This is a genomic window from Marixanthomonas ophiurae (assembly GCF_003413745.1).
GTDB classification, from domain to species: domain Bacteria; phylum Bacteroidota; class Bacteroidia; order Flavobacteriales; family Flavobacteriaceae; genus Marixanthomonas; species Marixanthomonas ophiurae.
Genome location: NZ_QVID01000001.1, coordinates 880,783 through 894,472 on the forward strand (window position 1 = coordinate 880,783; position 13,690 = coordinate 894,472).

The 13,690-nt window shown below is 37.4% G+C and carries 12 protein-coding genes and 1 tRNA gene; 4 read left to right on the forward strand and 9 right to left on the reverse strand.

Annotated features, from left to right (window positions below):
* Positions 1–12 precede the first annotated feature (12 nt).
* Positions 13–684, forward strand: a complete 672-nt coding sequence (gene rsmI / locus DZ858_RS03970) for a 16S rRNA (cytidine(1402)-2'-O)-methyltransferase (RefSeq protein ID WP_117158236.1) — start codon at positions 13–15, stop codon at positions 682–684.
* Positions 685–690: 6 nt separating this feature from the next.
* Here the strand turns inward: rsmI and DZ858_RS03975 are convergent, their stop codons facing one another.
* Complete coding sequence (locus tag DZ858_RS03975; RefSeq protein WP_117158237.1) at positions 691–1,281, reverse strand: carboxymuconolactone decarboxylase family protein; 591 nt, start codon at positions 1,279–1,281, stop codon at positions 691–693.
* Between the two features lie 118 nt (positions 1,282–1,399).
* On the opposite strand from DZ858_RS03975, the gene recJ reads away from it, so the two are divergent.
* Positions 1,400–3,091, forward strand: a complete 1,692-nt coding sequence (gene recJ, locus DZ858_RS03980) for a single-stranded-DNA-specific exonuclease RecJ (protein ID WP_117158238.1) — start codon at positions 1,400–1,402, stop codon at positions 3,089–3,091.
* Between the two features lies 1 nt (position 3,092).
* The gene (locus tag DZ858_RS03985; protein ID WP_117158239.1) at positions 3,093–3,863 is read left to right on the forward strand and encodes a carboxypeptidase-like regulatory domain-containing protein; all 771 of its coding nucleotides are present in this window, start codon (positions 3,093–3,095) and stop codon (positions 3,861–3,863) included.
* 1 nt (position 3,864) lies between these two features.
* On the opposite strand, the gene DZ858_RS03990 is transcribed toward DZ858_RS03985, so the two are convergent.
* The 4 genes from DZ858_RS03990 to DZ858_RS04005 form a co-directional block, all read right to left on the reverse strand.
* Entirely contained in the window at positions 3,865–4,620 is a 756-nt protein-coding gene (locus tag DZ858_RS03990; RefSeq protein WP_117158240.1) for a UDP-2,3-diacylglucosamine diphosphatase, read from the reverse strand.
* A gap of 54 nt (positions 4,621–4,674) precedes the next feature.
* Positions 4,675–5,124, reverse strand: coding sequence for a 6-pyruvoyl trahydropterin synthase family protein (locus DZ858_RS03995; protein WP_117158241.1), 450 nt, complete (start codon positions 5,122–5,124; stop codon positions 4,675–4,677).
* Between the two features lie 202 nt (positions 5,125–5,326).
* Positions 5,327–6,655 carry an MATE family efflux transporter gene (locus tag DZ858_RS04000; RefSeq protein ID WP_117158242.1) on the reverse strand — a complete coding sequence of 443 codons (1,329 nt, stop codon included), beginning with the start codon at positions 6,653–6,655 and terminating at the stop codon, positions 5,327–5,329.
* Between the two features lie 39 nt (positions 6,656–6,694).
* On the reverse strand, positions 6,695–7,195 hold the full coding sequence (locus DZ858_RS04005) for a GNAT family N-acetyltransferase (protein ID WP_117158243.1): 501 nt from the start codon (positions 7,193–7,195) through the stop codon (positions 6,695–6,697).
* A gap of 75 nt (positions 7,196–7,270) precedes the next feature.
* On the opposite strand from DZ858_RS04005, the gene DZ858_RS04010 reads away from it, so the two are divergent.
* Positions 7,271–7,344 (forward strand) — tRNA-Ala (locus DZ858_RS04010).
* 27 nt (positions 7,345–7,371) lie between these two features.
* Here DZ858_RS04010 and DZ858_RS04015 read toward each other — a convergent pair.
* The 4 genes from DZ858_RS04015 to kbl all read right to left on the reverse strand — a co-directional run bounded on the left by DZ858_RS04015 (position 7,372) and on the right by kbl (position 13,674).
* Positions 7,372–8,124, reverse strand: a complete 753-nt coding sequence (locus DZ858_RS04015) for an alpha/beta hydrolase family protein (protein ID WP_117158244.1) — start codon at positions 8,122–8,124, stop codon at positions 7,372–7,374.
* Positions 8,121–10,874 carry a PD-(D/E)XK nuclease family protein gene (locus DZ858_RS04020; protein WP_117158245.1) on the reverse strand — a complete coding sequence of 918 codons (2,754 nt, stop codon included), beginning with the start codon at positions 10,872–10,874 and terminating at the stop codon, positions 8,121–8,123. The genes DZ858_RS04015 and DZ858_RS04020 overlap by 4 nt, the downstream gene beginning before the upstream one ends.
* Positions 10,875–10,951: 77 nt before the next feature.
* Positions 10,952–12,352, reverse strand: a complete 1,401-nt coding sequence (locus DZ858_RS04025; protein ID WP_117158246.1) for an OmpA family protein — start codon at positions 12,350–12,352, stop codon at positions 10,952–10,954.
* A 119-nt stretch (positions 12,353–12,471) separates the two neighbouring features.
* Entirely contained in the window at positions 12,472–13,674 is a 1,203-nt protein-coding gene (gene kbl / locus DZ858_RS04030) for a glycine C-acetyltransferase (protein ID WP_117158247.1), read from the reverse strand.
* Between the last annotated feature and the right edge of the window lie 16 nt (positions 13,675–13,690).

Sequence of the window (13,690 nt, forward strand, 5' to 3'; positions counted from 1 at the left end):
TTTCAATTTTTTATGGGAAAACTCTATCTCGTTCCAACACCAATAGGGAATCTAAAAGATATTACCTTCCGCGCAATTGAAGTATTAAAAGAAGCCGATCTTATTTTAGCTGAAGATACTCGCACCAGCGGAAAATTACTGAAACATTACGAAATTGACACACACATGCATTCGCACCATATGCACAACGAGCATAAAACGGTGGAAGGTATTGTGAACAGAATAAAAAGTGGTGAAACCATTGCTTTAATTAGCGACGCCGGAACACCCGCCATAAGCGACCCTGGTTTTTTATTAACTCGAGCATGTGTAGAAGCTGGTCTTGAAGTAGATTGCCTGCCAGGTGCCACAGCATTTGTTCCCGCTTTAGTAAATAGTGGATTGCCGAATGATAAATTTGTATTTGAAGGCTTTCTACCTGTTAAAAAAGGCCGCCAAACTCGGCTAACCCTTTTAGCTGAAGAAACCCGGACGATGATTTTCTACGAATCACCACACAAACTAATTAAAACCTTAACCCATTTTTCCGAATATTTTGGCCTAGACAGAAAGGTTTCCGTATCCCGGGAAATAACAAAACTACACGAAGAAACCGTTCGCGGTACCGCGGAAGAAGTATTGAAACATTTTACTAACAAGCCTCCTAAAGGCGAATTAGTTGTTGTTGTGGAAGGAAAAAAATAAGTCTTTCTAAACGTGTTTCCCTTTTTCCCAACCGTGCTTGCCCAAATACTGCTCACCACTTTCTACAGCTCCTTCTTCAATAGAAGTTCCCATGGAGTCGTTCCAACGGTTTAGGTAGCCAAATAGAGAAATAACACCTAGCATTTCCACAATTTCACCATCATTCCAATGCTCGTGTAAGCGTTTTTCAATTTCTTGAGTTACTGCATTCGGTACTTGTGAAGCGGCTAATGAAAAATCTAAGGCCGCACGTTCAGCTTCCGAAAAAGCGGGATGCGTTCTGTATTCCCAAATGTTATCCAATTGCTCTTGCTCGGCGCCGTAGCGTTCTGCAGCGCGAATGGCGTGTGCTTGACAATACCGACATCCCGTTGCATTACTGCTTACCCAAGCAATCATTCGTTTTAAGGCTGAGGTTACGCTACCTTCATTAGCCATTACCGCTTTATTGAGGTTTATAAATGCTTTACTAATGGCTGGTCTGCGTTGCATAGTCAATACGCTGTTGGGGCAAAAACCGAGGGTTTCATTGAAAAATTCAGCTAATTCTTGAGTTTCTTTGTCGTGATCAGAAGATAGAGGGGTAACTAATGGCATGTTTTGGTTTTAAAAAATTCAGAGTATGAAATTACAAAATTGAAACTTATTTGATGGAACTATTTTAATTTGAAATGTTTAATTTTACGTTTCTCCCCTTGTTTAGAATAGAACTTTTATGCGCTGGACCATACAACCAAAACCTTCTGAAGAAATCGTCAATCATCTTTCAAAAGAATTAGGTGTCGATACTATGATAGCCACTTTATTGGTTCAACGTGGAGTTGAAACCTTTGATGAAGCAAAGCATTTTTTTCGTCCGCAATTGAGCAATCTTCACGATCCTTTTTTGATGAAAGATATGGACAAAGCGGTAACTAGAATTGAACAAGCTATCGCTGCTGAAGAAAACATTTTAGTGTACGGTGATTACGATGTAGATGGGACCACTAGTGTCGCCTTACTTTCTTCGTATCTAAAAAGTTATTATCCCAATGTAGCCACATATATTCCGGACCGTTATGATGAAGGCTACGGGGTTTCATATAAAGGAATTGATTTTGCCGAAGACAATGGCTTTTCATTAATTATTGCATTAGACTGTGGCATAAAAGCGATTGATAAAGTAGCGTATGCTTCCGAAAAAAATATAGATTTTGTTATTTGCGACCACCACCGTCCGGGTATTGAACTTCCCAAAGCAGTTGCTGTTCTCGATCCCAAACGAGAGGATTGTTCCTATCCCTATAAAGAGTTATGTGGTTGTGGCGTTGGTTTTAAACTGATCCAAGCACTTTCAGAAAAAAGAGGTCTGCAACTCGATGACTTGTTGCTGTATTTAGATTTGGTGGCTACAGCCATTGGAGCCGATATTGTTCCTATCACTGGGGAAAATAGAGTGTTAGCATTTTATGGCTTAAAAGTCATTAACAGCAATCCTAGAGTTGGGTTTCAAGCTATTTTACAACAAGTAAAAAAAGAAACGCTCACGATTACCGATGTGGTTTTTATAATCGCTCCCAGAATTAATGCCGCCGGAAGAATGAAACACGGCAACCACGCCGTCACTTTATTGACTGAAACTGATTTAAATCGTGCTGCTGAATATGCTTCGGAAATTGAACAATTTAATACCGATAGGAGAGAAGCCGATAAAATCATTACGGAAGAAGCCCTACTTCAAATTATTGAAAACAAGGAGGAAGAACGTACTACAACCGTGGTATATCAAGAAGATTGGCATAAAGGCGTCATCGGTATTGTAGCGTCGCGATTAACGGAAACCTATTATCGCCCAACGCTTGTGTTTACCAAAAGCGGCGAAAAACTGGCCGCTTCGGCGCGTTCTGTTAAAGGTTTTGATGTATACAATGCACTTGAAAGCTGTTCAGAATACATTGAGCAGTTTGGGGGGCATAAATATGCAGCTGGATTAACCCTGCACGAAAAAGATTTTGAAGCATTTAAAGCGGAATTTGAAAAAGTAGTCTCAGAAACCATTGACCCCAAATTATTGCAACCCGAATTAAAAATTGCTTCTGAAATCAATCTAACTGAAATAACTCCAAAATTTTATCGTCTTTTAAAGCAGTTCGCTCCTTTTGGCCCTGGAAATATGACCCCTGTATTTATGACGCAAGGCCTAAAAGACACCGGTTGGGGAAAATGTGTAGGCGAAGATAAAACGCATTTACGCATTACGGTACAACAAGGCAATTCACCACAATTTGTGGGAATTGGTTTTAGCATGGCAGAGAAACAAGAGATTGCTTGTGGAGGCATCTCGTTTAAAGCAGCCTACGTAATCGATGAAAACGAATGGCAAGGCAATGTAAGTTTGCAGCTTCGGTTAAAAGACATAAAAGAATAGTTTGAATATAAAATCCCATCTTTTTAGAACATTAAAAAACCTACTATTCTTTGTTGGACTTATATTCTTTTCAACTTCTCTTTTATCACAAGAAATTTCAGGAAGGGTCTATGATGATACTTCGGTACTACCTGGCGTTACTGTTTTTAACAGTAATAATAAAACGGCTGTTGTAACTAATGAAGATGGTGCGTTTACAATTAAGGCTGCTGTTAACGACACCCTTCAATTTCAATCTTCGTTTCATGAAAGCCAAGATAAAATCATCACATTAGCCGAGTATAGAACGATTTTAATTGTTGAACTGAAGCAAAAAGTAAACACACTAGATGAGGTGCTGTTAAGCGGAGAAGAAAAAGAATTTGATGTAGAAAAGTATAATGCTGATTTAAGCAAACAAATAGAAAATGATATTGAGAACAATCCTTTTGATTATGGGAAGGCTCCCGCTGGAGGTGGTGTAAATTTGTTAGCTCTTGTAAAGCTGGTTATTTCCATTTTTAAAAAGAAACCTGAGGAAAAGATTATATACGCTACCCAAATAGACTTAATACAACTTTTTGAAAAAGATAAATTTTTTACTGAAACCTTACTTGAAAACACGCTAAAAATTCCGAAGCAGTACAAAAATCTATTTTTAGATTATTGCGCTGCAAAACAAATTGAAGAAGCTCTTTTAATAGAAGAAAATAAATTTCAATTGCTTGATTTATTGGTTGTTAGTAGTAACGAGTTCAGAGATATTGTTAAGGAATATGAAGCGAATAAATAATTTATTTAAACTCCTTCAAATCAAACTTCTCACCATCAAAAACCCCGTAGGTATAATGATTAATCCAATCACCAAGGTTAAAGTAGGTTGAATTTTCACCTACTTTTATTTCCATCGGTAAATGACGGTGACCAAACACAAAATAATCGTAATGTTTGTTTCCGAGTTTACGTTTTGCATATTGTGCCAACCATTCGTTTTCTTCACCTAAAAACTCTTGGTCTTCGTCGCCCGAAATCAATTTATTTTTTACTGAAAGGTGTTGTGCTAAGCGCACTCCAATATCGGGATGTAACCAGCGGAACAACCATTTAAAAAAAGGATTGGTAAAGATTTTTTTCATTCGTTTGTAACCTTTATCACCCGGACCCTTTCCGTCACCATGACCTATAAAAAAGCGTGTGTTGTTAAAGACAAACTCCTTGGGTTCGTGATATACAGGAATGTTTAGTTCCTCTTCAAAATAACCGTGCATCCAAAGATCGTGATTTCCCACAAAAAAGTGAATGGGAATACCGCTGTCTCGAATTTCAGCCAACTTCCCTAAAACCCGCACAAACCCTTTTGGGACTACCGTTTTATATTCAAACCAAAAATCGAATAAATCACCTAGCAAAAAAATGGCAGTTGCGTCTTCTTTTGCTTCATCTAACCAAGCGATAAATTTTTGTTCCCGGGGTTTGCTTTCGGTAGCAGTAGGAGCGCCTAAGTGATTGTCGCTAGAAAAGTAAATTTTTTTGCCTTCTGGTAGTTGCATAGTGGGTAAAGATAATAAAAGACCCTTCGACTCCGCTCAGGGTCTGCAGTAAAGTTAGTTGTCAGAAGCGTACCACTCTGCGTAGCTGGTAGCGGTTTCTTGCAATTTTAATGAATGCAGTTGTATGGTGTTGGGTAATCTGTTTTTAATTTTTTCAGCAAAATCAATCACCATCATTTCACTCGTGGGTTGGTAATCGACCAATAATACATTGTGGTCTCTGTCCTGTAATTCTTTTGCTAGTTCTACGTGCGGAGTGTTTTTATTAAATACCGTTGCATGATCAAAAACATCGACAATATCTTCTTTTACAATCTTTTTAAGATCACTAAAATCAATCACCATTCCGTATTTAACGTTATTGTTATTATCAATTGGCGTACCAATTACCGTAACGGAAAGTTTATAACTATGCCCGTGCACATTGCGGCATTTACCGTCGTAACCATACAAGGCGTGTCCGGTTTCAAAAGAAAACTGTTTGGTAATTCGAATCTTGCTCATGTTTTTACTTTATGTTGCAAAGGTAGTGGTTTTGACTACAACTATTTTTTCTTCGGAAGAACTTATGCCACCGATTACCGTTTTTTATATTTTTGGTAAATAACTACGATTACTACAAGAATAGCAAGGATTAGAAACAATCCGGGACCGCCTAAAAATTCTAAAATTTCCATTTTTTTTTTTCTTTCTAGTAAAATTACGATTATACTTCTTTATTCAAATATTTTCGTCGGAATTTTATTACCAACCCGCCGGCCCTGATAAGCATCCATACAAAAAAGGCAATCCATATAGCGTGTAGTTTTAGTCCAAAATAATCTGAAATAAGCAACGCAGGCGTAAAGCCTAAAAGGGTAGCGACCAATAATAAATTACGAAGGTATTTTGCTTCGCCCAAGCCCTTAAAAATTCCATCGAACATAAAGGCAATAGCATTGATGGGTTGCATTAACAAAACAATCCAAAATACCGAACTAAACAACACCAGAACGGTTGCTTCTTTGTTGAATAACAGTCCAATTTCGTCATACGCCAGCGCACAACCTCCCATTAAAATAAGCGCTATCAAAATGGCGTACTTACTTATTTTCTTACTCAACACCCAAAGGGATTTATAATCTTTTGCACCTAATAAACGTCCGCCAATGGCATTACCGGCATTGGCATAGCCGTCGATAAAGAAGCTAAAAAACAACCAGATATTCATTAAAATACTCTGGGCGGCGATGTAGTTTTTACCGTAATCGGTTGCATAGGCGTTGGCTAAATAAATAGCAAAATTTAATGCCGCCGTACGCACAAAAAGATTAGCCGCCATTAAAATCAAAGGCTTCATCTGTGGATTGATATTGAAACTCAATTTTAAATGAAATGGGGTTTTTTTCCAGAAAAACCACAAAGCCATTAGCAACATCACACTTTGTGCTGCTAAACTAGCGTAGGCAGCACCTTTTAAATGCAGTGGCGGAATAATGCCTTCTACTCCATACACCAGCAAGTAATCTAAAACCACATTTACCAACGCTCCAGTAAGGCTACATTTCATCGCCCAATAGGTGTTTTGCAAGCCTCGGAAAATTCCGAAAATAGCGAACGTAATCAAGGTTAGCGGATAACCGATGGCTCGAATTCGGTAATAGTCTGCCGAATAACTTAGAATAAGTCCTTCAGCATTGTACAAACTAAAAATAGCTTCAGCAAAAAAAGCGGTAAGACCATAAATAAAAAGACTCAATATAAAGTTGAATCCAATGGCCTGCGGAATTAAGGTTTTAACGGCATGCAACCTATTGGCTCCCAAATGCTGTGAAACAATAGCAGAAATTGCAGTCTTTGTTTGTGCTACTATCCAAATAATAGCGGATAAAAAAGAACCCACTAAACCTGCCGCCGCCAAAGCTTCAACCGAATGCTCTTCCACATTACCAATTATTGCAATATCGGTTAACGAAATAAGCGGCTCGGCAATCCCAGCGATGATGGCAGGAATTGCTATTTTATTGATGCTCTTAAAATTGACCGTTGTGCTCAAAGCAAACTAATTAAGTTGGCAAAAATAGCAGTCTAAATTTTAAAAGACCAACTCGTAACAATAAAAAGGATGTTTGCTTTGCTTCGGAAAATAAATAGATTCTAGTTTTTGATAGCCACGAGCTTCATAAAATTTTTGGTTTCGGGGGTTTTGGCTAAATGTGTCCAATCGAATTGAAGTCGCATCCTTTTCTTTAGCTGTAGTTTCAGCAAAATCCATTAATTTTTTGGCATATCCTTTATGTTGATGTTCTGGATGAATGGCCAATCGATGGATGTAATAGTTGTTTCCATCTACAGTAAGCCAGGTTATGTCGTTATATTCTTTATCTTTTAATGTTGAAACAACGACGCTACCAATTATTTCTTCAGAAAAAGTAAGTACATAAAGCTCATTTCTTTTAATATCGTTTTCAAATGCTTCATATGTAGGGTACTTTTCATTCCATTGATAGATTTTTTCAGCTATCATTTTAGTGGCACACGCCCGTGTTATTGTTATAATCTTATCAATATCAGAAAGGGTTGCTTTTCGAATCATTTAATAAAAAAATTAATTGTTTATTGATTTTAAAGGTTCAAGATTAATAAAAATTATTATTTTCGCTTTTAAATTGGGGGATTAGCTCAGTTGGCTAGAGCGTTTGGCTGGCAGCCAAAAGGTCATCGGTTCGACTCCGATATTCTCCACAAACCACCGTTAACGCGGTGGTTTTTTTATTTTATAAAATCTATTGTTGCTTTTACAACTTTCTTAAGAGCGGATGGCATTTTATCATCGTTCCATGGATGTTTCGCTCCAAAAACATGGTTGGTATCTTCTATAATTTTTAGTGTGCTTTTTGGGTTCCACTTATGCATAGATTCTGCTTCTTTTACTGAAACCGTTGGGTCATCACTTCCGTGTATAATAAGGTGAGGGGTTTCCAGATGTTCTACTGCTCGTTGAATGGTCAGTCTGTTTTCATTTTCCTTAAAATCTTCAGTACCTTCCTTAAAACGGGTTTTATAATCACTCACGCCAGCCCAGGTGACGATATTTTTTACTTTATCGTTTTCTTCAGCTTTTATCAAGACAATCCCACCGCCACGACTATGCCCAACTAACGATATTTTTTTTACATCGGCTTCCAGCATATAATGTTTGGTCGTTGCAAAATACTCAATGACTGTTTCTAGGTCGTCTAATTCTTTGGTATAATTGTTTTCGGCAAAAGCCTCCAAGTCTGGAAAGTCAATAGGTTCGTCAACCGTACCGCCATTATGCGAAAAATTGAATTTAATAAAGAAAAAACCTGCTTTGGCAAACGCTTCGGCAACCAAATGCCAGGCTCCCCAATCTTTAAAACCTTTATAACCGTGGCAGAAAATCACTACTGGTTTAGGTTTTTGATTTTCATTGTAATACACATCGTACACAATGGGCTTTTTATTTTCTCTATGCAATATGTTGTTTTGTTCAATCATCATGATGCAATCTCTTTTTCGGTAAACGGTTCCTCTGCGTTACAAATGTCAAGGATCAACCGTTTTAATTCAACAGTAAAGCTGTCCAGCGTATTTTGCGTAATAATTTGATCTTTCGTGCGAGCTCCAGCTTTCTCTTTTTTTCCAAATTTTAAAAATCCGCTGCTCAGGTTTTTAAACGAAATAATACCTGCTTCCGCATTGTTAATAGGAATTTTTTTGTTCATCATTAACGCATATGCTAACACTTGAAACACTTTACTGTATTTGTAATCTAATGTTATCTCTTCCCAATCTACTAATTCTACATCGTTTTGAGCTACTTTTCCGGTTTTATAATCAACGATGCGCAATTGTCCATTGTACTCGTCCACGCGATCCACTTTACCTTTTATTTTCACGGGAAACGATAATTCTGAAATGGACACTTCAACCTCTAAATTGTTTTCAATAGAAATAATTTTAATTTCATTCCCTGCTTCTATTTCTGAAATCTCTTGATTAATGAAATTTTCAATATAGCGTTTCGCTACTTCAAAAATGATGAGGTTTTTGCCTTTGCTGAAGGTTCCTCCTTTAAAAGTTTTTTTAAATTGGGCGGCAACTTCTTCCTCAGTCTTCGATTTTAAAGACTTTAAAATTTCCGAAGTTAATAGTGTTCCTTGTAGGGGTTTATAAAACTCCTCTAGTGTGTCATGAACGATAGTACCAAGCGTATTGGCGGCAACGGTTTCTTCTACTTCTTCGGTTTCGTTTAGTCGCAATATTTTCTGAAAATAAAAATCAATCGGATTCCGAATGTAACTGGTAAGCGCCGATGGAGAAAAGCCTTTACCGGCTATATCCTGCAAGCGCTGCATGACCGTATCAGTTTTCTTAATGGTTTTCAACGTCTGTACCGTCGGAGTAATTTTTGGCGATAAAACGGTTTTTGAAAGCGTATGGTTGGCCTGTTTTTCAATTTCTAACTGTAAAATAAAACGGCTTTTTTCACCTGTATTTATGCCTTCAGAATGATTGTTATACAACAGCGTAACCTCCTTTGCGCGTTGTAACATGTGGTAAAAGTGATAGGTATAAATAGCATCCTTTTCGGTATAAAGCGGAAGGTTGAATTCCTTTTTTAAATCATACGTTATAAAAGAAGCGTTTGATTTTCCAGTGGGTAAAACACCTTCATTTACCGAGGTAACAATAAGTGTCTCAAAATCGAGGACACGAGTTTCTAAAACTCCCATTATCTGAAGTCCTTCGTAGGCATCGCCTTCAAAGTCTAACGATGTAGTTGCAATAAGTTCGGTAAACAAACCTTGAACCGTTTTTATGGAATCTAAATGGGAGTATGAAGTGCTCAACGCTTCAATCTTAGTGAAAACCTGATATAACTGGTATAAAACAACACGTTCAATAGGGTTTTCCTGAAATTTATTTTTCAGTTTATTTAATAGTTTTAAGCAGGTAGTAATGGCTGTTTTGCTACTATTGTTCCAATCCTGAAATAAAAGCAATACAACTTCGGCGTCTTCTTTATCTGAAAACTGGAGTACATCTTTACTAGTGAGATGTGTTTTGTTTTCAATACTGATCTTTGATGCTATCACAGGAGCGTTAGTTAACAATGAATTTCCTAACGGATGGTTAATAAGCGAGAGAACATCTTTATAGTAAATTGCTTTTGCTGTTTCGGTTGAAGCTTCCGAAGTAACCGAATGAAGTGACAATAGGAGTTCGAAAAATAAGGTTGCTGGAAAATTTTTAAGCACAGTCCCCATCGTGACATTTACAGAATCTACATTGTCTGGTAATGAATGCAATACTGGAATTAACAAATTTTCATCGGCCAATACCACAGCGGTAGTATTGAGTTTTTCCTTTGAATAAGAGGCTAATAGTTCGCCTACATATTTTGCCTGTCCTATATTTTTCTGCACTTCAATGAAACGAATATCTTTCTGCTGTTTAAAATGATTGGAAGTGCCCAGTGGTTTGTTCTTTTCAAAATACGGCCAGTTTTTGAAATATCGTCGTATAAAAAGAGAGGCGCTGTGTTTGGTATCGTTAACAAAGGTTTTATCAGCGTCCCAATATACTTCTGTATTGCCAGTTTGTAATAATTGTTGGATAATGTGCTGCTCGGCTGAGTTAAGCGCATTAAACCCTATAAAAACGTGTTTTTTATCAGGATATGTATTTTTATAAGCTTCTATTTTTTCTGAAGCCATGCGGTATACCAACCCTTGATACGCTATTGATTCTTTAAGTTGTGTTTCTTTTAAATTGGTATATAGTTCTAATAGACTATTCCAAAATTGAAGATATTTCTCTATAAGTTCGGTTTTCTCTTCTTTCAAGTTCCACCGCTCCATGGTTTTTATGCTTCCTAAATAGGTGAAGAAGTCTTTTGGATTCACTAAATAGCGATCAATTTCATTAAAATCATTTAGTAAGGTAATTGCCCAAGCATTGTAATTTTCAAAATTTTCTTTTTCTGAAAATGAATCGGTATTTAAATAAACCTGATAGCTCTTAAAGAGGAGTTCTGTGCTATCTAATATAGAAATTCCTGAAACGGTTTCTATAAATTCTTCAATACTAATTATATGGGGTAGAAAAGAGGTTGTTTTCGAGTACTTACTCAAGTAGTTTTTAAGAAAACTACCAGCACGTTTACTGGGAAGAATAAGTGTAAGACCTGAGAGGTCTTCGTGTTTACTTTTTAAGCTAATTAGGGTTTCTTCCAAAAATGTTTGCATACCCTAAAAATAAGAAACGCCCCCGATTTACGGAGGCGTTTCTGCTATTTATTTAATGAACATTAGTTCATTATCGTTTAGTTATCTCTGTTTTTGTTAAGAGAGATTTCAACACGTCTGTTTTGTTGTCTTCCAGCAGCAGTATTGTTTGTAGCAACTGGTTTCTCTTCACCATAACCTTCAGAAGTTAATCTGTTAGATGGCATTCCGATTGTAGTTAAGTAATCTTTTACAGAAGCTGCTCTTTCTTTAGAAAGCTTCAAGTTGTAAGAATCACTACCTCTACTATCTGTGTGTCCTCCAATGTGGAATACAGTGTTTGGATATTCTTTCATAATATCTGCAATACTCTGTAGTGCACTATAAGACTCTTGACGGATAGAAGATTTGTTGTAATCAAACAAGATTGTTTTAGAGTACTCGTTGATTTCTTTAATTACTTCTACAGTTACTTCTGGACAACCGTTGTTTGCAACAGTACCAGCAACGTCAGGACATTGGTCATCTTTATCTAATACACCGTCGCCATCTCTATCTTCGAAAGGACAACCGTTATTAGCAGCAGGACCAGCTTCGTTTGGACACTCATCGTCTCCATCAGCAATTCCGTCACCGTCAGCATCTGGACAACCGTTTAATTCAGCTAAACCAGCTACAGTAGGACAAGCATCTTGTGGATCAGCGATTCCATCACCATCAGTATCAGGACAACCGTTAAACTCAGCTAAACCAGCAGTTTCTGGACAAGCATCGTTTCTGTCTTCGATTCCATCACCGTCAGTATCAGGACAACCGTTGAATTCTGGAAGACCAGGAGTTTCTGGACATTCATCATCTTGGTCGTAGATTCCGTCGCCGTCAGTGTCTTTTCCACCGAACTTAAACACAATACCAGCAGAATGTTGGAAATGCTTTACTCCGTAATCATCTTCAAATGCATGCTTATAAGTTGTTTGTAGGTTTAATGCTATGTTTTCAGCAAACCAGATTTTAACGCTCGCTAAACCGTTAGCGGTTCCAAAGCCGATATCATCAACCCAAGTGTAACCACCACCAACACCAATAGATGGGTCAAACCATCCACCAGGACCGTTGATAAGGTCTCTGAAGCTATATCTAATTTCACCATCAGCAGCGTAGTAACTTAAATCGTCTACACTTACATCACCTACTTTATCTATTCTGTTAATAGAACCTACAGCAGAAAAAGTAAAACCACTACCAACATATCTGCTGATTGCAATTTTAGATACTGAAGGTAAGATGTTCCAGTGATCGTTTACATTGTAAAATTCTTCAAAAAGCTCTCCTCTCATAGAGTTGGAAGCTGATTGGCCGTCCTCGAGGCCAACGGGAAAGACGTCAACAGCATTGACACCAATCTCAAAAGCCCAAGGGTTGTTTTCGTCTTGTGCGTTCGCTACGCCAATACCCATAAATAGGATGGCAGCAACTAATAAACTGTTAAGATGTTTCATATTCGATTGTTTAATTTTTAAGTGTTAATTAGAGCAAAAGTAAGTTGTTATAACTTATAAACAAAGTCAAATCTATTAAATTTTTCATAAATACAAAGCCTTTTGCTCGCAAATTTATTTTATTCAGTCTTAATAATATCTAGTTTTTTACCTACTTTAATGAAGGCGGCTATAGCTTTGTCTAATTGCTCATTTGTATGAGCGGCAGATAATTGAACCCTGATTCTTGCTTTCTCTTTTGGTACTACAGGGTAGAAAAATCCGATAACGTATATGCCTTCTTCTAGTAACATATCGGCCATATCTTGCGATAATTTTGCATCATATAACATGACAGGAACAATGGCAGAATCACCATCAATTATATCAAAACCTGCTTTTTTTATGCCTTTTTTAAAGTATGTGGTGTTTTCCTGTAAACGATCTCTTAATGTGGTGTCGGTATCTAGCATGTCAAACACCTTAATAGAGGCTCCAACAATTGCCGGAGCTAATGAATTTGAAAATAAATACGGACGCGATCGCTGGCGAAGCATTTCAATAATTTCTTTTTTTCCAGTAGTATAACCGCCCATAGCGCCACCTAAAGCTTTACCTAATGTACCCGTTATTATATCTACACGATCCATAACTCCTTTTTCTTCTAAGGTTCCACGGCCTGTTTTACCTATAAAGCCTGTAGCGTGACATTCATCGATCATAACCAATGCGTCATACTTATCTGCTAAATCACAGATTTTATCTAATGGTGCTACTAAACCATCCATAGAAAATACACCGTCGGTAACGATAATCTTAAAACGTGCACCATTTTCATTAGCTTTAATTAATTGCTCTTCTAGCTCATCCATATTGCTGTTTTGGTATCGATACCGAGCAGCTTTACATAAACGAACGCCGTCAATAATAGAAGCGTGGTTTAGTGAATCTGAGATGATCGCATCTTCCTTGGTCAATAACGGTTCAAAAACACCCCCGTTTGCATCAAAACAAGCTGCATATAGTATAGTGTCTTCTGTTTGGTAGAAATCGGCTATTTTTTGTTCCAGTTCTTTATGAATGTCTTGCGTTCCACAAATAAACCGAACAGACGACATACCAAAACCGTGGGTATCCATCGCATCTTTGGCTGCTTGTATAACATCTGGGTGTGAAGAAAGCCCTAGATAATTGTTGGCACAGAAGTTAATTACCTCTTGGCCTGTCGAAATTTTAATAGCGGCATCTTGTGGAGAGGTGATAATCCGCTCTTTTTTAAATAATCCGTCGTTTTTTATTTCCTGAAGTTCTTCTTGCAGGTGTTCTTTAATCTTTCCGTACATAATGTCTGTTTTTTTT

Excerpts from the sequence above, each read along its gene's own strand:
- rsmI (WP_117158236.1), top strand. The coding sequence starts at position 13 with ATGGGAAAACTCTATCTCGTTCCAACACCAATAGGGAATCTAAAAGAT.
- DZ858_RS03975 (WP_117158237.1), bottom strand. The coding sequence starts at position 1,281 with ATGCCATTAGTTACCCCTCTATCTTCTGATCACGACAAAGAAACTCAA.
- recJ (WP_117158238.1), top strand. The coding sequence starts at position 1,400 with ATGCGCTGGACCATACAACCAAAACCTTCTGAAGAAATCGTCAATCAT.
- DZ858_RS03990 (WP_117158240.1), bottom strand. The coding sequence starts at position 4,620 with ATGCAACTACCAGAAGGCAAAAAAATTTACTTTTCTAGCGACAATCAC.
- DZ858_RS03995 (WP_117158241.1), bottom strand. The coding sequence starts at position 5,124 with ATGAGCAAGATTCGAATTACCAAACAGTTTTCTTTTGAAACCGGACAC.
- DZ858_RS04005 (WP_117158243.1), bottom strand. The coding sequence starts at position 7,195 with ATGATTCGAAAAGCAACCCTTTCTGATATTGATAAGATTATAACAATA.
- DZ858_RS04015 (WP_117158244.1), bottom strand. The coding sequence starts at position 8,124 with ATGATGATTGAACAAAACAACATATTGCATAGAGAAAATAAAAAGCCC.
- DZ858_RS04020 (WP_117158245.1), bottom strand. The coding sequence starts at position 10,874 with ATGCAAACATTTTTGGAAGAAACCCTAATTAGCTTAAAAAGTAAACAC.
- DZ858_RS04025 (WP_117158246.1), bottom strand. The coding sequence starts at position 12,352 with ATGAAACATCTTAACAGTTTATTAGTTGCTGCCATCCTATTTATGGGT.
- kbl (WP_117158247.1), bottom strand. The coding sequence starts at position 13,674 with ATGTACGGAAAGATTAAAGAACACCTGCAAGAAGAACTTCAGGAAATA.